Origin of the sequence: Sphingobacterium sp. CZ-2, from assembly GCF_004526235.1 — a bacterium.
Classification (GTDB): Bacteria; Bacteroidota; Bacteroidia; order Sphingobacteriales; family Sphingobacteriaceae; genus Sphingobacterium; species Sphingobacterium tenebrionis.
The window spans coordinates 266,301-292,964 of the sequence record NZ_CP038159.1 but is presented as its reverse complement, the minus strand read 5'-3'; the positions used below and the strand labels follow the sequence as shown (position 1 = coordinate 292,964).

Sequence of the window (26,664 nt, the reverse complement as noted above, 5' to 3'; positions counted from 1 at the left end):
GTTTCTTTGCGGATTCTACCACATTTATGGGATAAAAATAATAGAAATAACGCACAATAAAGCAAGTTGATGCATGATTTACGTCACTTTCAGCAAAACAATTTGCTAAAAACGCATAAAGCAGAATATTGAGATTTTATTTCTTGGAGGAAGAAAATCCGTAAAATCCCGTAATTCAGCGTTTAAAGCTGATTTTGAGTGCAATCGGTTGCACGACTTAGTGTAAAATAAACACTTTTAAGTAACATTGGTGTTACGGAGAATGGTATATAACAAAAAAAGGGTTGCCCTAAGGCAACCCAACAACAAACTAATATATCACCATTACTTTAGTACAAAGCCAATACCATTGGTTGTTCCGGCAGGAGTGGTTGTAAAATTTTTATTGATCCAAGATTGTTCTGGATTCAGGATATCAAGAACGGTCATGGCTGTCAAATTTCCACTAGTGGGTTGCATCGCTGTATAGCAGCCTATTGCACGCATCATGTCTCTTAGATCATTAAGCGCAACGCCTGCTGAAAAATTAGCAATGACTCCATCAGCGGCCATTAAGTAAAGCTTGGTTGATGCCTCGTTGATTCCAACCGCAATACGCGCAGCTCCACTTGAACTTGTTGAAACATCGTCACCCTTATATAAAAGGAAGTAACTACCGCCGACCAAATGTTTGATTTCCGCTAAATTTATGGCGTCCGTAGGGTATTTAGTAGCATCAGGACTATTGAAAAATTGTATCGCATCCGATCCTTTTTTTACACCAATATAGGGTCTTGTTTTAGAGGCACTTGTTTTGAGGACTTTCCCAAATTTCACAAAAGATCCAGTCGGTTCGCCCGAAGTGACCGCATCCCCATTTATGGCCGCCAATAGCTTCCCTTCAGCCGTTTTTTGGTTGAATTTCACCATTTCAGGCAGGTTCTGAACCGCAAACATGTTTTCATTATAAGGAGTCAATGCCTGCATGGTTAATTTTGGATTGGAAATATCCAATTCCATAATATGTATACTGATAGGTACATCCTCTCTATTGATAAATCTGGCATGCAAGTATTCAACCCCTGGTGAAATGGTCTGCGTGGTATCCATCTGAAACACCTTCAAATAGGTCGTCTTATCCTTGATCGATTGGATCATCGGCGTCATCTGATTATCAGGAGGAATTATATCTTCTTCTGGCTCTTCTTCTACAGGTTCGCCAAATTCTGGAAAGTCATCCCTTACTTTACAAGAATCCAAAGAACCCATTGTAAATAGAGCGATAGATAAACCTATAATTGTTTTTATATATCTTCTTTTCATAATTATCGAACTAACATAAATGAAATATATGGTTTCATAATGGCATCGGTCTTTCCTGCCCAACCCATAGCATAAGCTGTATATTGCCTTTGGTTTAAGGTGGATCCGGCATTCGCATAAAACGCTAGAACCGTAGCATTGGTTACCGCAGCTCCTGCTGGCCTAACTTTCCAAGTTCTGGTAATCGCGCGATTCAATACAAAGGTTGGAGAGATTTCCCCATATTTAATATTACTTAACACCAAAGAATCTTGATCGGGTTTTTGCGCGGTAGCTGAAGTCGAATAAAATCCATAATATAGATCTACAGCTGGAACATTTGGAATCAAGTTCACGAACCGATAGGACGCATAGGATGAATCCGGAAGGGCAAATGTTTCTTCTGTAGGTATCACCTTCGTATTGGCTCCTGTATCCGTTACATGGAAAGTATAACGACTATTAGCCTTTATATTCAGCGTTGTTTTATAAAGCAAAACCGAATCTGTTCCGTCATCCTTGGTTTTCGGCAACACCACTTTAACCTCTACATCTCCGCCCTTAACCATTAAGAATTCAGAACTTGAAGGTCCTCTGGTATTATAACCGCCACCAGGATAAGGTTCCCGACCTCGGATTTTTGGAGTTACCCGCACATCGTTAAATTTAACGATCATGTATCTATCGTCTGGATAAGCCGAAGCCATATTGATCTTAACAATGGAATTCGATTCATCCATAAATTCTACAGCTCCGAAATCCTGGATTTTATCTTTATTACAACCCCCTATGGTAGTGAGTGTAACTAAACCCAATAAAAAAATGAATAAACTATATCTTTTCATAATAATTTCTCTCCTTTTAATAGTTGTCTAATACAAACCAGGTTGGCGTGATCACATAATTGGCCTCTAATCCGCCCCATTTCTCTAACTCTTCTGCATTCCACATGTATTCCGAATTGAACCTTGGCCGCACGCGATAAGTGTAACTTCCCTGTGCTAATTCTGCACCTGACCTTGTTACAAATTGCCTGAAAATAGCAGGATCATATCTATATTTCCGAAGATCAGCCCAGATATCGTATCCCCCCCATCCCCATAAGGCAATATATTTTTGGCCCATAATATCAGCCAATGTCAACTCAGCAGCAGTTTGAGCAACTTCCGTAGAATCCATGTACGAATTTATTTCCGCTGCCGTAATCTCTAATGGATTGAAAATGGTTCCCTGGTTTTCATCTTTGACCGCCGTATATTTATTGACAAAGGTCATATGTCCACGGATACCGTTTAAATAAGCTTCATGCGCAACGGGAAGATCGCCTTTTTTTAAGGCCACCTCCGCACGGATAAATTGCAATTGCGAATACGTCATAATTGGAAAATCCGTTGTGTTTTTGAACATATAGAAATTTCCCACTGCAGGCACAGTCGAGTTTGCCGATCTTCCATCCGGTAAAGCTGCCCGGTATATACTATCTGTAGAAGCTGTTGCTGAAGTACCAAATTTGAGCATCCGGGATAATCTTGGATCGCTCGAGGTCTTTGCCTCTTCCTCATATTCGCCACGCACTCCGCCAGTTAAATAACGCAATATCGGTGCTCCTGCCCTATTATAATAGGTGCTGTTCAATAGCGCTTGATCTTGACCATATACATTGGAGTTTTCTGAACTTGACCCTGTGAACTTTACAGTTGCATTATCTGCTTCAGATGCAAATGACAAGCTGGTATATTTCATTACAGAATCCGCATAATTGGTCAAAAAATCAGGTTTATTGATATATCTCGCATAGTTCAGGGCTTTTATTCCGTAGATGAATTTTCTCCATCGCTCCATATTACCACCGTACATAAAATCATATTTGGATAATATACCCGTATTATCGGCCATACTTTTCTGCCCTAAGAAATACAAAGCCGAATCACACCAAACCTGCACTCGTTTATAAACATCCGGCTGATCCTTATATTCAAACTGTAACCGATCTTCATAAGCACCATCCAATACAATTGGTCCATGATAATCTGTTAATAGCTGATAATCAAAAGCTTTAATCGCGTATCCGATTGCCGTGAATTCATATTTTTTACTCACCTTGGAATCAGCAAGTAGATTTTCTAGGTTTTTACCATGGTTAAAATAAACCATTCTCCACATCACACCTCCGACATCACTTACCCCACCAGGGTAACTGTGCTGTTCCCAAATATAGGATGCACGATCTGTTGAAGTCCCCAGCATCGCTTGGGTAAATTTGTTTATGATCCGTTGATCCTGCCCATATCCGTTAGCGATCTGGTATTGTATGGGTGATAAATACAATTCCGCCGAAACTTCTTGTGGAAAAGAAGGACTGAAATTGATATCCAATATTTTTTTACATCCTACGGTTAATAAAGAAACAGCCGCTATGACATAGGTGATTATATTATTCTTTTTCATAATGTTCCGATTAAAGTTTCAATCTAAATCCAAAGTTAAATCCAATTGGCCTAGTCATGTTTCCATAATCAATACCATATCCGCCAATACCACCAATACCCGGTGTATTAGAGTTTGATTCTGGATCTAAGCCGGAATAATTAGTTAACAAAACCACATCTGTCAATGTACAGAATAGGGAAAGGTCAGATTTAGGCCCAATTCTTCTTACTAGATTTTTCGGCATTAAATAACTTAATGTGATATCACGAAGCCTTACCGTCCAAATATTCTTTTCAACAAATTTCTCACCGGTTACTGAACTATAGTAATAGCCAGAAGTATAATAAGGAGTTACTGCGATGTTATTTGGTGTCGGATTATCGGTGTTTTCTAGTCCGTCTTCTAATACACCCTGAACTACACGAGGTTCTTCCCGGTTTAAGGTTTGACTACTTAAACCAAGAGTATATAATCTATAGTCCAAAAGGTTATAGACGTCTCCACCCACTCTAGAATCCCAAAGGAAATTCAAGGTAAAGTCTTTATACCTGAACTTATTGACGATACCTAGGGTAAATCTTGGAATACGATCACCGACATAACCAAAAGTAGATTCACTTGGCAATAATGGCAAGCCATTTTGAGGATTAATCAAGATGTCTCCACGATCATTACGCTTAAATTTAGTAGCTGATAAAGAACCAATACTCTCTCCGATGAAAACTGCGGAACGAACCCCGCCTGTTAACCAGGTATCGGAATCGTAGGACTCTGGAATATCTTTCGCCAATGATTTAACAATACTACGTTGCTTGGTGTAGTTAAAAGTGATATCCCAATTAAAGTTTGGTTTACGAATTGGTGCTACATTACTTTGGATCTCGATACCATTCGCTTCAATAGTACCACCATTGATTAGTTTCAGAATAAAACCAGTGGCATAACTTAAGCGAGGATTGAAAATCTGGTCAATACTGCGACGACGGTAATACGTGAAATCCATGGTAAACCTCCTTTTGAAAAAGCTTAAGTCCAAACCACCTTCCATATCTTCGGTCGTTTCCACAAATAAATTCGGATTACCACCATTCACTCCATAAGCAAAACCACCGCCTGAAGTCATTTGAGTTTCTAGGTTAGAACGTGTAGCAAATGATCTAAATGGTCCCTTACCTGTTCTGGAAATGGAAAAACGCAATTTTCCTTCATCCAACCAATTATAATTCTCCTTAACTGCATCAAATTCTGAAAAATTGAAGGCTAAAGATGCTGATGGATAAGCAAAGACAGGATTATTTGGCATCAATCTAGAAGACGCATCGACCCTTCCGGTAAGCGTCAGTGACAACAGGGATTTATAACTTAATACCGACTGAAGGGATGCTCCCATGATCCGATATCGATCGATATAATTTTTTGCCCGACGCTCATCCGGGTCGGAATTATTGATGTTATAAAAATTAGGATCATACATTTTGCGACCATACTGCGAATCGGTATTATAATGATAGTCGTAAATATTCGCAGCAAGGTTATTTTGCATGGTAAACTTTTTATCAAAAAAAGAGTTTCTGGTCGTCACGCGGTATCCACCAGTAAATATTCTTGCACCTCTCGTATAGATGTACATTTCTCCTAAATCCGGATCGCTAGAGTTTCCTGACCCATTATAGGATTGACCATGATAAATCTTGAATCCGTTGGTAACGGAATATTCCATCCCCAAAGTTGCCTGCATACTGATCCAAGAATTCGGTTTATAGTTGAACTGGGAGTTGGCAATCATCCTGTTCACATCATCGTATGCGGTATTTTTATAGGCATCCCAAAATGGGTTATCAATTTCATTGTAAATATCTGAAGCATGCAGCACCCTATTCCCCCCTTCATCGATCCAATCACGCACGTCCCATCTTGGGTTAAACCTCAAAAGCGCCATCAAATAGCCCACATCACCCTTATTAGCCTTATCGTTATGAGAATTCATATAGCTAAACGTGGTGTTCATATCCATTTTGGAGTTAATTTTTGAAGTACCCGTTAATCTGGAAGTAAACCTTCTGAGACTCGTATTAGGCACTACCCCTTTATTGTCAAAATACTCATTGGACCAACGATAGGTAATCGCATCGGAACCTCCTTCTATGGTAAGGTTGTGCTTATGGTTAAAACCTGTACGAAAGAAGTTTTTGGTATTATCAGTATGCAATACCTCATTTTCATTATATTTTGGTCCTAAAGCATAGGCAGAAGTTGCGGTGTAAACACCGTTGGTTCCTTGCGCATAGATATATTGGCGTTCCGGATAGCGATACGGTTTTTCAAAACGACCAGAATAGGAATAATTTACTGAAGCCCTACCAGCTTTACCTTTCTTAGTCGTAATCAAAATCGCACCCCCGGCACCCATACTACCATACATCGCGGTAGCTTCGGCACCTTTCATGATCACATAACTTTCAATATCTTCAGGGTTGATATCAATACCACGGTTGGAATAATCGTTTTCCCTATTGGTTCCTACGTGCACCATATCTGCCTCGTTGACAACCGAGTTATCGATTGGAACTCCATCGACGATAATTAATGCATTGTTATCGCCGGAGATAGAAATGAATCCCCTCAATACAATCTGCGCAGAAGCACCTGGCAATCCACTTGACGAATTCACGGTCAGCCCGGGCACACGACCTTGAAGTCCATTGAAAAAAGCCTCGCGTTGTGTTTCCGCAACCTCATCCCCCGAAACCTTTGGCGTAGAATACCCTAAGGTTTTCCGATCACGTTCAATACCGAAGGCCGTAACAACCACCTCATCAATATTGGATTGATCTTCCGTTAAGGATACGTTTTGGATGTTCCCTGAGGGCTTTCTCTCTGCGGTTGTATAACCGATAAAGCGAAACACCAAGGTCGCATCTTCTGAAATACTAATGGAATAATTTCCGGAGCTATTGGTCAGTGTCTGGTTCCCCTTTCCTTTCTCCTGCACCGTTACACCTCCTAGTGGGTCACCCTTTGAATCCGTAACCTTCCCTGAAATGCTGCGCTGCGCATAGAGATTGGAACTAATAAAGACTAGCCCAATAACGAATAGAAGTAGCCTTCCTTTCATAATTTAAGATTTAGATGTTTAATTTAAGTTCTGTTAGTTTTTGTATTACCAAGGCAGATGTCAAAGTAATACATGGTTCGTTTTTCTTATAACAATTATAAAAATAAAAGGTTGATAAATTGCATTGTTTTTTATTTTATTTTATGAAATACGCATGAATACGCATTGCAACAAGAATTAATTTCAATGATTTGTCACAAAAAACGAATATAAATCAGTAGAATCTACGCTCATGATTCGAATCTTTGCAACTTTCAAAACAAAATAATGGATTATGCGTTTTTTTAAATTTTAGGCTACCGCATAGGTCAACTTTAAAATAAAAAGCTTATTTAACGAAATAAAACCAAGCAGCTTATTAGAGTAGTGAATATTGGGAATAAACTTGGTTCAAGATAGGTCCTTTATTTCGGCGCGTTGGAAGCACTCTTTAAGTAGGGTGTAAGTAGGCAAAGGCACATACACCTCACTTGCAACTCACTTACACCTCACTTGGACCAAGAACACAAACACCCGCCATATTCAACAAAAAGAGGCTGTACCTAAAATAGATACAGCCTCTTTTTTTATCTTTACTAAAGTTAAATTAACTCTATATACTTAAATTATTGCAAATTTATTCGGTAATCTCCTCTGCCATATAATCCCCTTCATTTCCTAAACGATCAATACCTTTAATAGCTACTGCATTCAATTTTTGACCGTTTTTGGTTTTCGGGAAACTATACTCTGTCTGCGGCGCATCCAAAATTTCCATCTCCCAAGTATTGCCATACCTTGCATAAGCTACCCACTTGAAAACCTGCTCAGGCTGTTTGTGCAACCATTTAGCAAATACACTGCTGGTCTGTTTGGTCAACATCAAGGTAGGTTTCAAGATCGGGTTGGCTGAAAGCCAAGGTGAAGCCGGCACTAAGGCAGGAGCACGATAAGGTCCTTCATAAAGCGCCTTCAACATCAACGGGTTTTTCGTCAATCCGGCAATACTCCAGTGCACAGCACCAGTACTGTTCGGCGTAACGTCCCTGGTCACTTCGATCTGACGCTTGATCTCCTCGATTTTGTTCGAAGAACGAACTTCCACCGTATTCAATCCCGGCCATAAATGGCGATTATGCTTGTTTTCCGACTCCCACCATTTCAACAAAGAAGTAAAACTCTGTTTTGGCGGGTCGATTGGCCAATACAATTGAGGTGTAAAATAATCGATCCAACCTTCATTTAACCATAATTTCGCATCTGCATACAACTCATCATACTGTGAAGATCCCGTAACACCAGCTGGATAACCTGGTTTCCAGATTCCAAAAGGGCTCAATCCAAACTTAACAAATGGTTTTTCTGCTTTGATCTGGGTATAGATTCTTTTGATGAATTTATTGACATTATCACGTCTCCAATCGCCACGGCTTAGATTTCCACCTGATTTTCTGTACGCATTCCAAGAGGCATCATCCGGAAAATCAGCTCCTCCATTATAGGAAGCATATGGATAGAAATAATCATCAAAATGAACCCCATCGATATCATAACGTTTTACGATATCCATTACCACCTCCGAAGAGTGGTCTTGGGTTTTTTGATTTGCCGGATCGAACCAGTACATGCCATTGCGCAATCTTACAACGTGATCAGCTGCCTTACGAACCATGGATTCGCTGGTTACTTGACCACCATTCGAATGATGCGCACGGTAAGGATTCAACCAAACATGCAGTTCCAATCCACGCTTATGCGCTTCATCCACCCAAAATTCCAAAGGATCGTAATAAGGCGAAGGTGCCTTTCCAGTGGTACCGGTCAAGAAATAAGACCATGGTTCGAATTTAGAATGGTATAAAGCATCTGCAGATGGACGCACCTGAAAGATCACCGCATTAAAATTATTCTTCTTCAGCAAATCCAATAAGGCAATCGCCTCCTGTTTTTGCTGTGCTGTAGAAAGGTTGTTCTTACTTGGCCAGTTGATATTGGCTACGGTTGCTACCCAAGCCGCACGAAACTCACGTGGTGCCTTTGGCAGATCGGTACGGAATTCTTTAAAAGGTTCCTCTTTCTTAACCACTTTAGCTGGCTTTTCAACAACAGCCCCCTTCTTCACTTCTTTTACTTCTTCCGCCTTTTTAGGTTGGTTTTCTACCTGGGCACCCTGCGCTACCTCCGCTTTTGGCTGCTCCTTAGCCTTTGCCTGCCTGTTTTTAGATCCACAGGAAACTACCAGCATCAAGGCAACAGCAAACACGCATAATTGCAAAAATCTCATCTTCATAAACATATCTTAACACGCAAAACTACGGTTTTTATTACCTTGGAATCAAATTGTAACTTATTCGTTATAGATTAAAGAAGCGTTTCGCCTTCAAAAATGACCTGTTGAACCTGAAAATCAGTATCAAAAACCAGTACATTCGCCATTGATCCTTCATTCAGATTTCCGATATCCGATCTTTCGATCAAACGGGCGGGGTACAACGTTGCCATTCGGATACTTTCATCCAACGGAATTCCTACATTTTGCACACAGTTCTGTACAGATTGCAATTGGGTCAATGCCGATCCAGACAATGTTCCATCCGGCAGCACGAAATGATCCCCATTCAGTACATGCTGATATATCCCTTTATGACAAGTGGCCACAGCATCCGTGATCAGAAACAATCGCTCACCCATTGCCTGTTTACTAATTTTCACGGCTTCATAATTCACATGTATACCATCAACAATGATAGAGGAATAGGCTTTTGGATGATTAAAAACAGCGCCTGGCAGTCCAACTTCCCGGTGCTGCAGCGGCGACATCGCATTCCAAAGATGGGTAGCTGTTTTCACCCCATGATCAAAGGCTTGCGTAGCCTCTTCAAAAGTGGCTGTACTATGCCCTGCAGACAGCAATAAGCCTTTCTTATTTAGGTAATCCAAACATTCCTGTTTGGTTTTCTCTGGCGCAATGGTCATCATTTTAACCACATCGTCGTTGCCTTCCAGAAGGTCTTCCAAAATAGGCAAGGTCGCTTCCATGATCAGTTCGGCAGGATGAGCCCCCCTTTTTGCTTCATTTAGAAACGGTCCTTCCAAATGCAAGCCAAGGGCTGCGGAAGGTTTTGTTTGCCGAAAAACGGCTATAGCCTCTTTAAACACCTCCAAGGTATTGGTGGCCAGGGTCATCATGTAAGCAGTACAACCCTGTTTAAGCAGGTTGAGGTTAATTTTTTCCAAAGATTCGGCAGTCAGTTCAGCGGAGAAAAGATCCTCTCCAGTTCCATACAATTGCAGGTCGATCAATCCCGGGCAGATATTCGCGCCTTGCACATCCACCACCTGATATTCTTCAGGAACAGCCTCTTTACCAACAATCCCTGTAATCCTATCTTGATTGATCAGTAAAACTGCATCCTCACGGATTTCATATCCATTATAGATGGTCCCATTGACCAAAGCTAATTTCTGTTTCATCCTGCAAGTTAGTTAATGTATGCAAATCTTGAAAATCCAATGGGCTAATCGTATATTAGTCGGTATTAAAGAAACAATAACATAAATTCAACTACGATAATACTGCCTATCATGTCTAAAAAAGAGATATTAAATACAGATAAAGCGCCCGCAGCCATTGGACCATACAACCAAGCGATCAAAGCGGATAATACCTTATATGTTTCCGGACAGATTCCATTGATTCCAGAAAGCATGGAACTGATCACGACAGGTGTAGAAGATGAAGCACACCAGGTGTTGAAAAATGTAGGTGCCATCCTGAAAAATGCAGGTTATGATTTTGAAGATGTCGTGAAAACATCCATTTTCTTAAGTTCTATGGATTATTTTGCAACGGTAAACGAAGTGTATGCGCAATATTTCAAGGACAACCAACCGGCAAGGGAATGCGTAGCGGTAAAAACACTTCCCAAAGAAGTGAATGTAGAAATCTCCGTCATTGCATGGAAAGCACGGGATTAATCCCATGGCTGAACTATCGTTAATAACTCCTATTGAATACCTGAAAGGTGTAGGCCCTCAAAAGGCCGACCTTCTCAAAAAGGAGTTGATGGTCTTCAGTATTGGCGATCTCCTGCAATGTTACCCCTTCCGATACATCGACCGGACAAAATTCCATAAGGTTCGGGAACTCCATGCCGATATGATCGGCGCGCAGGTGCTTGGCCGTTTGATTAGCCTGCAGGAAGTGGGCGAAAAAAGAGGACGCCGATTGGTGGGCCAATTCCGGGATGAAACGGGTTTGATGGAACTGGTTTGGTTCCAAAGCCTTACCTGGCTCAAAAAAACGTTGCAGGTGGGGTCCGCTTATATAATCTACGGAAAACCGAGCGAATTCAATGGAAATATCTCCATGACCCACCCTGAAATGGAGCTCTATCAACAGCAGACGAAAAAGATCGGTAACCAGACGATGCAACCCGTTTACTCTTCCACGGAAAAGCTGAAAAAGGCCAACCTGGATAGCCGGGGAATTCAGAAACTCCAGGAAACGGCTTTGATGACGGTTTTAAAAGGCGTGGCTGAAACCCTTCCCGCTTACCTGATGGAAAAACACCAGTTGATTTCTTTTCAACAGGCTTTATTGGGCATCCATTTTCCGCAGAACGAGCAGATCCTGAAACTAGCTATCCGTAGGTTGAAGTTTGAAGAACTGTTCTTCATTCAGTTAAAACTATTAAGGAACAAACAGTTAAACACCCAGAAATATAAAGGCCATCGGTTCGATCAGGTTGGTGAAAAATTCAATAGATTCTTCACCGAAAGACTGCCTTTCCCATTGACCAACGCGCAGAAAAGGGTTGTTAAGGAAATCAGATTGGATTGTAATACCGGCGCGCAAATGAACCGATTGGTTCAGGGTGACGTTGGTTCAGGAAAAACCGTTGTGGCCTTGATGAGCATGCTATTGGCCATAGACAATGGTTTCCAGGCCTGTATGATGGCACCTACCGAAATCCTGGCTACCCAACATTACCATGGAATAACCTCCTTATTGGGCGAAGACATCTGTAAGGTTCGATTATTGACCGGATCCACCCCAACCAAAGCCCGAAGGATCATCCATCAGGAATTGGAAGATGGCACCTTGGATATCCTGATCGGTACTCATGCTCTGATTGAGGATAAGGTGAAATTCAAGAACATTGGATTTGTGGTGATCGATGAGCAACACCGCTTTGGCGTAGAACAACGGGCCAAATTATGGCGTAAGAATATCATTCCGCCCCATATGCTGGTCATGACCGCCACTCCGATCCCTCGTACATTGGCTATGACCATGTATGGCGACTTGGATATTTCCATTATCGATGAATTGCCGGCAGGAAGAAAACCTATTAAAACCGTACATTTCTTCGAGAACCAACGCCTGAGGGTGTTTGGATTCATGCGGGAAGAGATTGCTAAAGGAAGGCAGGTATATATTGTCTATCCCTTGATCAAGGAAAGTGAAAAATTAGACCTTTTATACCTGGAAGCAGGATTGGAGGGGCTGATGCGGGAATTTCCGCTTCCGGATTACCGCATCAGCATCGTCCATGGCAAGATGCCCGTGAAGGACAAGGACTTTGAAATGCAGCGTTTTATTAAAGGCGAAACCCAGATCATGGTGGCCACCACGGTGATCGAGGTAGGGGTCAATGTGCCTAATGCTTCCGTGATGGTGATTGAGAATTCGGAGAGATTCGGGCTCTCCCAGCTTCACCAGTTACGAGGACGGGTTGGCCGTGGCGCGGAGCAATCGTTCTGTATCCTCATGTCGGGCGATAAATTGAGCAAGGAAGGTCGGACGCGTTTAGAAACGATGGTGCGGACCAACGACGGCTTTGAGATCGCGGAGGTTGATCTGCAATTGCGGGGACCTGGAGATATTTCCGGAACACAGCAATCCGGTGTACTGGACATGAAAATTGCAGATCTGGCAAAGGATCAGGCTATCCTGACGGAAGCTCGGCAATCCGTCATCCAACTGTTCCAAGAGGATCCCGAATTGGGGGCACCAGAAAACCGCCTATTGCTGCATTACATCCAAAAAGGGCAGCCAAGTATTTCTTGGGACAAAATCTCCTAAAAACTTTACCTTTGTAAACTTGTTCCTTATAAAAACACTAAATGGCAAGAACGAAAATATATGAAACGGCCCATAAGCCGGAGACTGCGGTATTGGTCAGTGTGATCACCCCGGATGTTTCCGACGAAACGGCAAAAGAATACCTCGAAGAACTAGAATTTTTGGTGAGCACCGCTGGTGGAGTAACCAAAGGGATCTTCACCCAGAAATTGGCCTATCCAGACCGTGCTACTTTTGTAGGAAGTGGTAAATTGGATGAGATCAAGGAATATATCAAAGCGGAAGAGATCGATATGGTCGTATTCGACGATGAGCTTTCCCCTTCCCAATTAAGAAACATCGAAAAATATTTTGAGATCAAAGTATTGGACCGCTCCAACCTGATCCTGGATATCTTCGCCAAACATGCACAAACCGCACAGGCAAAGACCCAGGTAGAACTGGCGCAATTGCAATACCTATTACCTCGCTTGACCCGAATGTGGACCCACTTGGAGCGTCAGCGTGGTGGTATTGGTATGCGTGGTCCGGGTGAATCCCAGATCGAGAGTGATAGACGGATGATCTTGAACAAAATCTCTTTGTTGAAGGATCGTTTGAAGCAGATCGATAGACAGAATGAGACCCAACGGAAGAACCGTGGAGAAATGATCCGGGTGGCATTGGTTGGATATACCAACGTAGGTAAATCTACCATCATGAACATGATTTCCAAGTCGGAAGTACTGATCGAGAATAAGCTTTTTGCAACCTTGGATACCACGGTGCGTAAAGTCGTGATCGACAATCTGCCTTTCTTATTATCCGATACGGTAGGATTTATCCGCAAACTCCCTCACCATTTGGTGGAGTGTTTCAAATCTACTTTGGATGAAGTTCGTGAGGCCGATGTCTTGATCCATGTGGTGGATATTTCCCACCCCTATTTTGAGGACCAACTTATTGCGGTAAACGAGACATTGAAGGATATAGGTGCTGTGGATAAGCCGATCATCACGGTTTTCAATAAGATCGATGCGTATAAACCTGCGATCGAAACGGATGAGGATGGTGAAGAGATCAAGATCACGTTGGATGATTTCCGGAATTCTTGGATGGCAAAAAATGCGGATCCGGCTATTTTTATTTCGGCTACCGATAAGATCAATGTGGAAGAATTGAAGGATAAGCTTTATGAGGTGATCGTGAAAATGCATAATGCTCGATATCCTTACAATAACTTGCTTTATTAAATTTGATGTTAATCTACTTTATTAATTTGCCTTATTTAAAATGCAAAACAAAGAAGTAAAATATTTGGATTGGGGGCTACAGGATTATCAGGTAGCTTGGGATAAACAAGAAGCGATATTTGCTGAAACCCTCGCCATAAAACATAATAATAGGGTCAATAATACCACCGATCCTACGCCTAATTTTTTGGTATTTACAGAGCATCCACATGTGTATACCTTGGGTAAAAGTGGGCATGAGGAGTATCTTCTGTTGGATGAGGAGGGGTTGAAGGAGAAAAACGCTACTTTCTATAAAATTAACCGGGGTGGTGATATTACCTATCATGGTCCTGGGCAGATTGTGGGTTATCCGATCCTGGATCTGGATAATTTCTTCACGGATATACATTTGTATTTAAGGACCTTGGAGGAGGCGATCATTCTTACTTTGGCGGATTATGGTATTGCGGCTGGTCGATATCCGGGGTATACCGGTGTTTGGCTGGATGCGGATAATGAAAAGGCGCGTAAGATCTGTGCAATGGGTGTTCGGGCATCGCGTTGGGTAACCATGCATGGTTTTGCTTTTAATGTGAATGCTGATCTGGAATATTTTGGAAATATTATTCCTTGCGGAATCGATGATAAGGATGTGACTTCTATGGAAAGGGAGTTGGGGCGGAAATTGGATATGGAAGAGGTGAAAGGGAAGTTAAGGAAGCATATCGCGGAATTGTTTCAAATGGAGATTGTTTAAAGGAAGGATTATTTAGGTAGCCTTGAAAATAAAAAGGCCATCAGAAATATTATCTGATGGCCTTTTTCAATTTCAACTTTGAGGTTGTTTAATATGGTAAATAACCAGCTTTCAAATCAACAACTTTGTGAGTTACTTCTGTTTCCACGTTCAATGGCGTTGTTCCGTTGATTGCATAGGTATAAACTGAACCCTTGAATTCTTTGGTAGAACTAGGATTGTAGGTAGCAACAATGATATATTTGAATTGACCAGCAGGGCTGTAATCAAAATTCCATGCAGTAATATCTCCTGTTCCGTCATTTGGTAGGGTCAAAACTTCTTGAACATCAAATCCACTATTAGAAAACCTGTACAATTTACGACCGCTTGCAAAATACCAGAAACCTGCTCCATTTCTATAACGTATACCTATTTGGTTCATCATTTCCGGCATTTTCTTCCTAGCAACAACGATATGTTTATTTGGCAAATATCCATTTACAGATGATTGACTAAAATCAAACCGGTGAAGCGCAACGTCATCGCCATTTTTAGTTAAAACAAAGCTGTTTACCCAGGTAATATAATCTTCGACTCCACCTAATACTTCATGACCTTTAAAATCTTCCTGAATCAAATGATCTAATGTTGTTTGATAGGTGTTTTCTGCAGCTCCATATTTACTTGCGAATACTCTTAATTTTTCATTCCTATAATCATAACCTACTAAAAACAGTCCTTTGAAAGTTCCTTCATTCACGTAATAATCCCCTTTTCCAAAATCATAATTTAAAGGATCATTATATACATCGGTACTCACAACACCATTAGCGATAGCTCTAATCTTTTTTCCAATACTAGTAGTACCTTGATTTTGATTTATTTTAACTCGGCTAGGTTGGAAACCACCCGCAACGGGATCAAAAATCATAGATGTTTGACGATTGAAAAGTAGGATTGGCAAATTGGTTCTGCTACCTGCTCTTATTATCGGATTCTCTCCTTCTTCAGTTGCAACAGTAATCGTCGTAAATTGACCATTTGACGCTGAAGTTGCATAATGGTAGAGTTCGACACTTAAAGGGTTTTTCCCAAAAGTATATTCTCCATAATTGTTATAGTGGTAAAATTTACTTGTCCGCTCATTTCCCTTTAAAAATAAGTGCGCATTTCTATTTTCATCTTCTGCCAGTAGATAATAACCTCGAGTTATACTTGCCGCTAAATTTATAACAAAATGATAGTTGTTTTTTGTATTCGTGGATTTATCGAAAACATAAAAGTTTGAACGAAGAACTCCAGGATTAACCCCTTGTGTATTAAAAACAAGGTTTTTTTCATGACTTACTGTATCTCCATTTATTACCCAAGCAAATGTGTAATCATTGTCATCTGATTACATTGAGCTATAGAGAGTGGGCTTAATCTCCAACGTTTCTCCCATAGATAATGAAAATGTGGTTGAAGCTAATGGACGACCCGTAGCAATTGTTACCGAATCGATTTTATTCAAATCCTGGTAATCATAGTTTCCTAAATCTTTACTACATCCTGTAAATAATGCAATGGACAGGAAGATATATAAAATATTATTAAAAGTATTTTTCATAATAATAAGGTTTTAAGGAATTAAGATTCTAGGTTTAGTTCTACCATCCACCTGATGTTGGCCGATTATGCCGGAAACTAATACCGGATAGATTCTGTATTGAGCTATAGCAAGGAGGCCGATATCGATATCCTTAAAGCCAACCTGAACGGAAAGAAGATTGCCGCCAATCCGATTGGAACTGATTTGAAGGCAGGTTCAGACGTGTTTGTCATTTCCCATCCAAGAGATTATTTCTACTATTATACCTCTGGTAGAGTTGCCTGCATGACGGAAAGCAATGCCGGTATCATGAGCAGAAAAATGGAGATCACGGCAGATTATGCTGCTGGGTCAAGCGGTGGGCCAATTTTCGACAATAAAGGAAATATTGCCGGAATTGTCTCCCTAACCCGATCATTTTATTACAACCAGGCGGAGCAGAAAAACCTCCAAATGGTCATCAAAGAAGCCATCCCTGTAAGTGCCATCAAAAATTTGATCCAGCACTAAGTTAGCAATCGTTAAATACATCCACAAAAAAGCCCTTATCCTGCTCAGGAAAAGGGCTTTTATTATTTTTATTTCAATTAATCGGAATAGCCTTCAATCTGAATGGATTGATAGGTAATCGATGTATAGCTTATTTCCGTTTCCACTGGTCTAGCGATTTGGAACAAAGCACTGGGTTCGGTTCGTTTCGCCACCGACAGTATCATCTCTACACAATGAGGAGCAAATAATTCTTCCACCAGTTCTACCCTATTGTTCTCGCCGGAGAGGTGGCCAAGGATCAGGTGTTTCATCCGGGAAGAACGATGGGCCAAAAAGGCATCCATCGAAATCCTGTTGGAAAGATGGCCCTCTCCTCCTCGGATCCTATTCTTTAGGTAATAGGGATATCTTCCATTCTGCAACATATCCTCATCGAAGTTGGATTCCAGGAACAGCACATCGGAAATCTCGATCGCCTTCATCACATTTACACAGATCCTTCCGATATCGGTCAATACCGAAATATTGATTTCTCCATCAGTAACCATGAAACTGCAGGGTTCCTTTGCGTCATGGTATTTAGGAATGCCATAAACGGATAAGTCACCAACATTTACAATGGAATCGGCTTTGATAAAATGCAAGAGATACTCCGGTAATTGAATTCGGGAGGATTCATAGGTCCCTACGGTCAGATAAACCGGTATCTGGTACCTTTTGGCAAACACGGCCAATCCGCAGATGTGGTCCGTATGTTCATGGGTAATAAAAATGGCATCGATGCTGGCAGGGTTAATTCCCAGACTAGCCATCCGCAGATGCAGATGCTTATTGTTGATGCCCACATCCACCAGAATAGCCGTATTCCCTTTCGCTATATAATAGCTGTTTCCATTACTCCCTGAAGCTAACGCACAATACCTAATCATGGAAAAATTTAAAGGATTAACATTCTGGTAAACTCAATGGCACTTTGATGGCCAATCCACCATCAGCCGTTTCTTTATATTTGGCGTTCATATCCAATGCGGTCTCCCACATGGTGCTCACTACCGCATCCAAACTCACTTTGGCTTTGTCCGGATTGGATTGAAGCGCCAATTGGGCTGCTGTAATGGCCTTGATCGCGCCCATGGTATTCCGCTCAATACATGGAATCTGAACCAGACCACCAATAGGGTCGCAGGTCAGTCCTAAATGATGCTCCATGGCTATCTCTGCTGCCATCAAGACCTGGCGTTGGGATCCTCCCAAGCACTCGGTCAATGCGCCCGCCGCCATCGCGGAGGAAACACCGATCTCAGCTTGGCAACCGCCCATAGCCGCAGAAATCGTCGCTCCTTTTTTGAAGATAGAACCGATCTCAGAAGCTGTTGCGATGAATTGAATGATCTTCTCTTCCTTATAGGCATCATGAAATGCCAGATAATATTGCAGTACGGCAGGAATAACCCCTGCTGCACCGTTTGTAGGTGCTGTTACCACACGGCCAAAGGAAGCATTCTCCTCATTTACCGCCAAGGCAAAACAGCTTACACAATCTAATATATAACCAAAATCACGTCCACCGGCACGGATTGCTTCCAGCCAGGTATCATAATCATGGTAAGTACGCCCTTTCAGCATACGTTTGTTCAATTTGGATGCCCGACGTTCCACGTGCAATCCTCCTGGGAGTACACCATCGGTATGGCAGCCTTTATAGATACATTCCTTAATGGTATGGAAGATCTGCATCACTCCTTGCTTGGTTTCCTGTTCTGAGCGCCAGGAGCACTCGTTCTCCAGCACCAGTTCCGAAATTTTAAGTCCGGTACGCATGCAGGCAACCATCAATTCCTGTGCGGTATCGATGGGGAATGGCAGATCCAATTCTGTCAATACCCCTTCCGTATCATTTTCCTGAACAACAAAACCTCCTCCGATAGAGTAATAGGTTTCGCTGATGGCGGAACCATCGCTTAGGAAAGCCTGGAAAGTGACCGCATTTGGATGGAACGGTAAACTTTGGTCGAAAAGGAATAGTAAATTGGTATCGTAGTCGAATTCAATTTCCTTTTCAGCACCCAAGGTTAATTTTTTGTTGGCTTTGATACGGTCCACCTTGGGAACCACGTCATGCACATCGAATGTGACAGGATCATCGCCACTTAAGCCTAATAATACCGCAATATCGGTACCATGGCCAACACCCGTTTTGGCAAGTGATCCAAAGAGCAAGATATTCACCGTTTGAACACGGTCGAGTGCAGCTTTTTCTTTTAACACTTCCACAAATCGTTGTGCAGCACGCCAAGGTCCTAAGGTGTGGGAACTGGAAGGACCAATCCCAATCTTAAACATATCAAAAATAGAAATCTGCTCTTTTGCCATAATTTAATTTATTAAGACAAAAGTAGCCTTTCTTTTACCATTTTTAAAAAAAATGTTAGGAGGGGATTGGGGGAGGGGGGAGGATGAGTGGAGGGATGAGTGGTGGGATGAGTGGCGCCGCGTCATTGCGAGGAACGAAGCAATCTTCCCGCATGAAATGCTGAGTGTAGTCCAAAGATTGCTTCCTCGTAACTCCTCGCAATGAAGAGAGTTTGCTATGTAAAACACCATCTTTTCTATTAAAATCGTCCTTAAAACATACTTAAACCATGATTATAGCACCAAATCCCATGCCTTACATACTAAAAGCATACTTTCACATTACTTTCACCTTAGTTTAAGCTCGAACCCAACCTGTCTTGTCCTTATATAGCTATACAGATTATTGGTTTAATTCTGAATTGATTATACAGGCAAATTTGGTAATACTATATGTACTATACAAACTCTTTTTTCACTATTGGATATTTTTTCGGTTTCCATCTCTTTCTGAGCGCACCTGATCTCATGTGTGCCTGTTCAGGGGTGAGGTAGTCACAGCTCGCGTGCGGTCTCAGGTTGTTGTATACCCTGATGTTCTCCCGTATCTTTCCGGTGGTCTCCCTCAGTCCGCTCTGTGATGTGTAGAGGTCGAACTCTGCCTTCAGTATGCCGTTCACCCGTTCGGCTATCGCGTTCTCGTAGGGATCCCCGTTCTCGGTCATGCTGACCGCTATCCCGTTGGAGCGCAGGATATCCACATAGCCCTTGCTACAGTACTGCGAACCCCGATCGGAGTGGTGTATCAGACCCTTTCCCGGATACTGCCTCTGCCGCAGTGCCATCTGCAGGGCATCGATACATCCCTGTGCCGAGAGGTCGCCCCTGAACGCCCAGCCCACTATCTTCCTGGAATAGGCATCGGTGATCAGGCTCAGATATCCCCAGCGTCTGTTGAGCTGTACATAGGTGATGTCGCTTACCCAGACCTGCTCGGGACGCTCGACCGTAAGTCCCTTTATCAGGTTCCCGTACTTCTTCATCCAGTGCCGCGAATCGGTGGTGACCGCCTTCCTCTTCCTGGTCCTGATCTGTAGGGAATGCTCCCTCATCAGGGCGAAGAGATAGTCGCGGCCGATCCTGATCCCATGTTCCTACAGGGGGCCGGAGAGCATATGGAGCAGCTTCCGGGTACCGATCCTTCTCTGTTCGCTGCGTATCCGCAGCACGTGCTGCAGGATGACCTCGTCCTTCAGTCCGACATCCTGCCCCCGCCACTGGCGGTCATAGTACGCATGCCTTGTTCTTCCAAACAGTCCGCAGATCAAACGGATCCCCATTGCTGGGGATTCCTGTTTGATCTTTACGACCGCTTGGCACCAGACTTTTTTCTGATGTCGATCTTGAGCTGTTCCTCGGCAATGTCGATCATGGTATCCAATGCCCTGATCTTCAGGTTTGCATACTCCAGGGCCTTCTTCAGGGCCAGGATCTCTGCCTCTTTGGGGTCTACGGGTTTATTTTTGGCCATATCATCGGGTTTTGGGGAACTAAGTTCGGTATTTTCCCCCTTATATTCCCTGACCCATCTGGAGACCGTACCGCAGGAGATATCAAAGGTGTTCCCCGCCCGGTAGGCGCTCATCCCGTCCTGGACCGCCCTGACCACTGAACGCTTCAGATCGTTGGTATACCGCTTTGGCCCAATGGGCTGTCGCCCGAACTTCTTCATCCAGCGGATAAGGCTCAGTTCGGACACACCGTACTGTTCCATCAGGTCCCGGCGAGGGACCCCAAGTTCGATCTGATCCAGCATGTGGAGGATCAGACGCTTGTCGAATGGCTGCTTCTTACTGGTCCGCTCCGCGAACTCAAACTCTCTTTCTGTTGTTTCCATACACTTTGTTTTTGTGTATAGCTTTTTTAGGATTGGACAACCCCCATTTCCCCCACAAAAAAAGAAGGCTAACCCTTTGGTTAGCCTTCCATATCTATCAAAAAAACAAAATAATTCGATTACAATCCTTTACCATATTTCAAATCCTTTGAAATCGTTACAGGTAATTTACCTTCTGCTTTAATCTGTCCCAACAAAACCTTCAACGCCGCTTTTTGCATAAAGAAATCATTCTGATAAGTCAATACCACCGACGAACTCCGCATCACATCCACCGAATTCATCGCATATGGATTGGTGAACATAAAAGAAATGGTTCTTCTACCAGCCAATTTATCAATAAACTCTACCGTAGGTGCTGTAAATGCCAGCTCGCTTCTTGGTCTTGAACGATTATCATGAATCGCCAAAATAATCTGCTTATGACCACGGATCTCTTTCATCAAATCCTTTAATACCTCTTCCGACTCATCACCTTTTACAAAGAACTGCTTGTAATTCGATAACTGAGTGGCTAAGCCGGTCTCAAAATCTTCTGCCTTCGTAATACCCACACTCACCACCGCAGTTTCTCTTTTGGCATCAAAACGTTTGATTCCACGATCAGATTTCAATAAAGTAACCGCAGCATCCGCTAAACGCTGAACCAAGGATTGCGAAGAAGGACTGTTCAGGTCCTGATAAAGATTACGGCTACTCACCTCTGTTTTCTTATTCAAGCCCAACCATAACTTCGCAGCCAAAACCCGCTTCACCCGCACATCAATATCAGCCTGCGAAATTCGGCCAGATTTGATCGCCTTTTCGATCAGATCAATCGCCCGGCCACTGTTCTCGGAGATCTCCAAAAGATCATGACCAGCTTCGATCGCCATTACATCCGCCTCGCCATTAGGGAAGAACTTCTTAACCCCCTTCATATCCATTGCATCCGTTACCGTTAAGCCTTTAAAGCCTAATTCCTTGCGCAACAGATCGGTCACTACCTTTTTGGAAATGGAAGAAGGAATATTCGGAGTCGCATCCAAGGAAGGGATGTTCATATGGGCAACCATCACCGATGGTGCACCCGCATTGATCAATTCCTTGAACGGATAAATCTCTAAACTATCTAACCTCGCCTTATCGAATTTCAATTGCGGAAGGTCGTAATGTGAATCCACATCGGTATCACCATGTCCTGGGAAATGTTTCAAGGAAGCCAAAATACCACCATCCACCATACCATTCATATAGGCTTTGGATTTTCTGACCACATTGTATTTGTTATCCCCGAAAGAGCGGAAGTTTATCACCGGATTTTTTGGGTTATTGTTGATATCCACAACCGGTGCAAAATTAAAGTGCATGCCGATACGGTGGAAATCATTCGCAATCTGACGACCCATGTCGTACAATAGGTTATCATTTTGGATAGCGCCCAAGGTCATCTGATAAGGAAAAGAGATGGTCGAATCCGCCATTCGCATGCCCAATCCCCATTCACCATCAAACGTGATCAACAAAGGCACTTTGGATACCTTTTGGTATTTATTGAACATATTGACATGACGCACAGGTCCTCCTTGGAAAACCACTAGGCCACCTAACTGTTCCTTCTGAATGACATTTTGTACAGAGTCAATATATTTCTGACCCAAATTGGTATGCGCACGGACCAAAAACAATTGTGCGATGCGTTCTTTGGGTGTCAATTTGTTGAATACAGAATCAACCCAAGCATGCTTTTGGTTTACAAAAGAAATAAATTCAGGCTTCTTTTGTGCAAATAAGGAGCTCACAAATAATAAAGAAAGGGCGCCTACACTAGCTATTTTTTTAATCATCACAAATTAGTTTGTTACGAAATACGGAAATTTTGCTTAGTTATGGAAATAATACTGCGCTTTTATTCGAAAATTCGATCATAAACGTGCATAAACACGCATTACGTCAAATCATATTTCTTTTGGATCAGGCTGGCAAGTTCGGCTGCATTTTCAATATCACCACAGGCCTCTTTCTTCCAGAGCATATCGATAACCAGAAGGAGAAATTGGGTTTCCAATTCTGGATTTTTAAAACCGAGTTCTACAAACGCACGATGAACGATGGGCTGTACAGGTTTTATGAAAAGCTCGTGTTGGGATTTGGAAAAGGAATGATGGGATAATCTTTCCTGGAGCTTCCAGAAAAGCGGTTCTTCGGCCACTAGCTGGCTAGGAAGCAAAACCATATTGCGCAAAAAATCCTTAGCCCCTTTATAGGTCATCATACCCTTGTGCTGCATGAGCACTTTACGGTAACCGGATTTGACGATATGCGCCAATAAGGCATCCTTATTTCCAAAATGCTTGAATATCAGCGCCTCCGAGACACCCGCCTGTGCGGCAATCTCTTTCGTGGAGCTGTCCAGATATCCTTTTGTTGCAAATAACTGTAATGCCGTCTGCAGTATTTTTTCTTTTCTACTTAAACTAGTTTCCTTCATTCCTAATGAGACAAATATATCCTTTTTTCGCTTAGTCTACACATTGTATCTTTTTTGTGATTTAACAGTATTTACATTAATTTACACTTAAATGAATTAATATTGAGCAATCAATTTTCTTAACCATGAAATACATGCTGTTTCTCCTGATATGGTTGGGGCTAACTACCACCATACAGGCACAGGTGAAACTATCCGGTAAAATAACCGACAAAACAAAGAACGAAGGGTTGCAGGATGTTACCTTACTCCTTCTTCATACCAAAGACTCCACCCGAACTAGTATAAAATCAAACGATAAAGGGGAATTTTCTTTCGAGAAAGTTAACCCCGGCAATTACCAATTAACGGCAACCCTATTGGGGTTTAAGCGCAGCGAGCTGTTGGTTACGGTGGCTAATAAAGCCATGAACCTGAACTTAGCCATGGAACCCGGAGAGATCATGATCGAGGAGATTGCCATTACGGCCCCTCCTACTGTGGCTGTTCGTGGGGACACCATGGAATTCAATGCCAAGAATTTTCAGACCCGGGAATATGCCGATGCCGATGAAATGGTGGCTCAGGTGCCAGGTGTGGTGATCGACGAGAATGGGAATGTAAAAGCCCATGGAGAGGATGTAAAAAGGATCTTGGTGGATGGAAAGGAATTCTTCACTTCCGACCCTCGGATAGCCCTAAAGAACCTGCCAGCAGATATTATCGACAAACTACAGATCATTGATGAACGGAGTGAGCAGTCGAGGTTCTCCGGATTTGATGATGGAAAACGGAATAAGGTGATCAATATCGTCACCAAACCAGATCGCCGCAGTGGATTTTTCGGCCGTGCGAATGCGGGTAAGGGCGATGCGGATAAATTTGCGATCAACACCGCTCTGAATGCCTTTAATGGAGACCGGAAAATGTCGGTTGCCCTCATGGCCAATAACATCAATGAAACGGACCTGGGTTCTGTTGGACGTGGTGGCTCCCGAAATGGAAACAGCAACACGGAAAATGGACTTACCGACACCTACGCAGGGGCTGCGAATTATACGAACTCCTTCCTGGATAAAAAACTGGAAGTGAATGCCAACTATAATTTCCGGAAATCCAATACCAATAATGATATTTTAAATGATATTGAATTCCTCAGTTCAGGCAGAGAAAATCAATTCCAGAATTCTCACAATATTTCGGAGGCCATCAATAATGAGCATACCTTAGGCGGAAGGTTCAAATGGCGATTGGATAGCATGAACAACCTGGATTTCAACCCGAACATGTCCTTGAGATGGAATGACAGGGAAAATTCAACGCAGAGTAATACTTCTTATAATAAGACCGATCCAATCAACAATGTGGATCGAAGTAACAACAACTCGAGCAATAACTTCAATTTCGGGGGAAACCTGACTTATATGCACCGATTTAAGGCTCCAGGACAAACGATAAGTTTGAATATCGATGGAAATAAAAGCAGTAATGATGCGCTGGGTCAAACATTGGCCTTCAATGAGTATTATAGAAACGCTGTGTTGCAGCGAAGCGATACCATCAATAGACAGAATGCCACCTATGGTTATGGTTCTGGATTCAATAGCCGATTGAGTTTTACCAAAAACATCAATAACCTGTCGAGGTTGCAGGCCAATTACGGTTTCCGGAACACCAGTAATTATTCTGATCGGAAAACATTGGAGTTTTTAGCGGAAACCGGTCAATACGAAGAATTGAACCAACGGTTGTCCAATGAATTCCGAAACGATTTCAACCATCATTCTGTTGGGCTTTCCTATTCTTATAATAAAAGAGATACATTACGAATTCAGGCCGGCTTGAACTATGAACATGGCGTGCGTGTTAATGATCGAACAGTACCTTATGATTTAAGAACCGTAGCTAACTTTGGTAGTTTCTTGCCGAATTTCAATACGACCTATTTCTTTACCAAGGAACGGACAATCGAATTTACCTACAACACCAACACCAATGTTCCGTCGATCTCTGATCTGCAGGATTACCTCAACAATGAAAACCCCTTGAATATTTCAACAGGAAATCCGGATCTGAAACAAGAATACTCCCATTCCTTAAAGTTAAATTATAGGGATGTAAACAAGGTTAACGGCAGAAGTTTTACGACTCATGCTACTTTTAACATCATCGACAACAGTATTGTAGACAATGAATTTAGAACCGATACCAGCATCATCCTTTTTGATGATATCGAATTGGGTGCAGGCGGACGTTTTAATTCCAGAACAAATGTGGATGGGGTCTATTCCTTGAATTCACAGACAAGTTATGGGTTGCCGATTAAAAAATTGGGTTTTAATGTGAATGCGACTACGAATTTATTTTACAACAAAAGAAAAAGCTTCCTGAATTCTGTTTTGACGCCAAACCAAACCTTTGGGTTTTCGCAAGGGGTTTCCCTGAACAGTAATTTTGATAGAAGATATACGATTTCTGTTGGCTATGACCTGTCTTCTCGATTTATTGAGAACCCCAGCAACACGATCAACCCGAAATACAACATCATCAATCATCGATTCAATTCGCGAGCAACCATCGAATTGTTCAAGAGTTTCTTGATCGGCTATCAGTTGGTTTATATCAATAACGGAGCGATCCAGAATAATAATTCCACTTCAGCGAACTCGCAGAACATTAACCTGACCTTATTGAATGCTTCTTTGGGCTATAAGTTCTTACGAAGGAAGAATGCGGAACTTTCCATCAAAGGTTTCGATCTGTTGAATAATGCGAAGAACATCAACCGGAATGTTGGCCCTACCTCCATTACAAACTCTACATCACAGACCTTGAATAGGTATTTCATATTGAACCTGACGTATAACATCCGTAATTTTGGAGGTCGAAGTTCAGCTCCACCAGAAGGAAGATCCGAAGGACCAAGAGGGGATCGCGGAGATCGCGGCGGAAATAGAAATGAGCGTGGTGGCAATCAAGGAGGAGGTAACCGGGGAGGAAGATTTTAATTCACGAATAGATATGATTGGACAGGCGG

The 26,664-nt window shown here is 42.3% G+C and carries 20 protein-coding genes; 6 read left to right on the top strand and 14 right to left on the bottom strand.

From position 1 onward, the window contains the following. Positions 1-324: 324 nt before the first annotated feature. The 6 genes from E3D81_RS01310 to nagA form a co-directional block, all read right to left on the bottom strand. Entirely contained in the window at positions 325-1,302 is a 978-nt protein-coding gene (locus tag E3D81_RS01310) for a phosphodiester glycosidase family protein (protein WP_134776142.1), read from the bottom strand. A 2-nt stretch (positions 1,303-1,304) separates the two neighbouring features. After that, entirely contained in the window at positions 1,305-2,126 is an 822-nt protein-coding gene (locus E3D81_RS01305) for a DUF4397 domain-containing protein (protein WP_134776141.1), read from the bottom strand. 16 nt (positions 2,127-2,142) lie between these two features. Further along, positions 2,143-3,729 (bottom strand): SusD/RagB family nutrient-binding outer membrane lipoprotein, encoded by a 1,587-nt coding sequence (locus E3D81_RS01300; RefSeq protein WP_134776140.1) that lies wholly within the window; start codon positions 3,727-3,729, stop codon positions 2,143-2,145. Between the two features lie 10 nt (positions 3,730-3,739). After that, complete coding sequence (locus E3D81_RS01295; protein WP_134776139.1) at positions 3,740-6,826, bottom strand: SusC/RagA family TonB-linked outer membrane protein; 3,087 nt, start codon at positions 6,824-6,826, stop codon at positions 3,740-3,742. Positions 6,827-7,442: 616 nt separating this feature from the next. Then, positions 7,443-9,095: a glycoside hydrolase family 10 protein gene (locus E3D81_RS01290; protein ID WP_245153260.1), complete on the bottom strand. Its 1,653-nt coding sequence runs from the start codon at positions 9,093-9,095 to the stop codon at positions 7,443-7,445. A gap of 71 nt (positions 9,096-9,166) precedes the next feature. After that, positions 9,167-10,279 carry an N-acetylglucosamine-6-phosphate deacetylase gene (gene nagA, locus E3D81_RS01285; protein WP_134776137.1) on the bottom strand — a complete coding sequence of 371 codons (1,113 nt, stop codon included), beginning with the start codon at positions 10,277-10,279 and terminating at the stop codon, positions 9,167-9,169. A 111-nt stretch (positions 10,280-10,390) separates the two neighbouring features. Between nagA and E3D81_RS01280 the strand changes: the two genes are divergently transcribed. Genes E3D81_RS01280 through lipB form a run of 4 tightly spaced genes read left to right on the top strand, consistent with a single transcriptional unit; the run spans position 10,391 to position 14,864 of the window. Then, positions 10,391-10,783 (top strand): RidA family protein, encoded by a 393-nt coding sequence (locus E3D81_RS01280; RefSeq protein WP_099367618.1) that lies wholly within the window; start codon positions 10,391-10,393, stop codon positions 10,781-10,783. 4 nt (positions 10,784-10,787) lie between these two features. Next, positions 10,788-12,893: an ATP-dependent DNA helicase RecG gene (gene recG / locus E3D81_RS01275; RefSeq protein ID WP_134776136.1), complete on the top strand. Its 2,106-nt coding sequence runs from the start codon at positions 10,788-10,790 to the stop codon at positions 12,891-12,893. A 41-nt stretch (positions 12,894-12,934) separates the two neighbouring features. Beyond that, positions 12,935-14,125, top strand: a complete 1,191-nt coding sequence (hflX, locus tag E3D81_RS01270) for a GTPase HflX (protein WP_099367620.1) — start codon at positions 12,935-12,937, stop codon at positions 14,123-14,125. A 40-nt stretch (positions 14,126-14,165) separates the two neighbouring features. Next, the gene (gene lipB / locus E3D81_RS01265) at positions 14,166-14,864 is read left to right on the top strand and encodes a lipoyl(octanoyl) transferase LipB (protein WP_134776135.1); all 699 of its coding nucleotides are present in this window, start codon (positions 14,166-14,168) and stop codon (positions 14,862-14,864) included. Positions 14,865-14,952: 88 nt separating this feature from the next. Here the strand turns inward: lipB and E3D81_RS01260 are convergent, their stop codons facing one another. Together E3D81_RS01260 and E3D81_RS01255 are read right to left on the bottom strand one after the other, a co-directional pair. Then, positions 14,953-15,777: a hypothetical protein gene (locus tag E3D81_RS01260; protein ID WP_099367622.1), complete on the bottom strand. Its 825-nt coding sequence runs from the start codon at positions 15,775-15,777 to the stop codon at positions 14,953-14,955. Between the two features lie 465 nt (positions 15,778-16,242). Next, positions 16,243-16,455 carry a hypothetical protein gene (locus E3D81_RS01255; RefSeq protein ID WP_099367623.1) on the bottom strand — a complete coding sequence of 71 codons (213 nt, stop codon included), beginning with the start codon at positions 16,453-16,455 and terminating at the stop codon, positions 16,243-16,245. 99 nt (positions 16,456-16,554) lie between these two features. Here E3D81_RS01255 and E3D81_RS01250 point away from each other — a divergent pair, with 99 nt between their 5' ends. After that, a complete protein-coding gene (locus E3D81_RS01250) occupies positions 16,555-16,947 on the top strand; it encodes a serine protease (RefSeq protein WP_167554208.1) in 393 nt (130 codons plus the stop codon). A gap of 77 nt (positions 16,948-17,024) precedes the next feature. Here E3D81_RS01250 and E3D81_RS01245 read toward each other — a convergent pair whose 3' ends face one another. The 6 genes from E3D81_RS01245 to E3D81_RS01220 all read right to left on the bottom strand — a co-directional run bounded on the left by E3D81_RS01245 (position 17,025) and on the right by E3D81_RS01220 (position 23,648). After that, a complete protein-coding gene (locus tag E3D81_RS01245; RefSeq protein ID WP_245153259.1) occupies positions 17,025-17,858 on the bottom strand; it encodes an MBL fold metallo-hydrolase in 834 nt (277 codons plus the stop codon). 16 nt (positions 17,859-17,874) lie between these two features. Next, positions 17,875-19,302: an L-serine ammonia-lyase gene (locus tag E3D81_RS01240; protein ID WP_099367625.1), complete on the bottom strand. Its 1,428-nt coding sequence runs from the start codon at positions 19,300-19,302 to the stop codon at positions 17,875-17,877. A 437-nt stretch (positions 19,303-19,739) separates the two neighbouring features. Beyond that, complete coding sequence (locus E3D81_RS01235; protein ID WP_262708803.1) at positions 19,740-20,420, bottom strand: IS3 family transposase; 681 nt, start codon at positions 20,418-20,420, stop codon at positions 19,740-19,742. A gap of 224 nt (positions 20,421-20,644) precedes the next feature. Beyond that, positions 20,645-21,178 (bottom strand): transposase, encoded by a 534-nt coding sequence (locus E3D81_RS17330; protein ID WP_209023091.1) that lies wholly within the window; start codon positions 21,176-21,178, stop codon positions 20,645-20,647. Between the two features lie 119 nt (positions 21,179-21,297). Beyond that, complete coding sequence (locus tag E3D81_RS01225; protein ID WP_099366990.1) at positions 21,298-23,004, bottom strand: glycoside hydrolase family 3 protein; 1,707 nt, start codon at positions 23,002-23,004, stop codon at positions 21,298-21,300. Between the two features lie 101 nt (positions 23,005-23,105). Further along, the gene (locus E3D81_RS01220) at positions 23,106-23,648 is read right to left on the bottom strand and encodes a TetR/AcrR family transcriptional regulator (RefSeq protein WP_099366991.1); all 543 of its coding nucleotides are present in this window, start codon (positions 23,646-23,648) and stop codon (positions 23,106-23,108) included. A 125-nt stretch (positions 23,649-23,773) separates the two neighbouring features. On the opposite strand from E3D81_RS01220, the gene E3D81_RS01215 reads away from it, so the two are divergent. After that, complete coding sequence (locus E3D81_RS01215; protein WP_134776133.1) at positions 23,774-26,635, top strand: outer membrane beta-barrel protein; 2,862 nt, start codon at positions 23,774-23,776, stop codon at positions 26,633-26,635. The last annotated feature ends 29 nt before the right edge of the window (positions 26,636-26,664 follow it).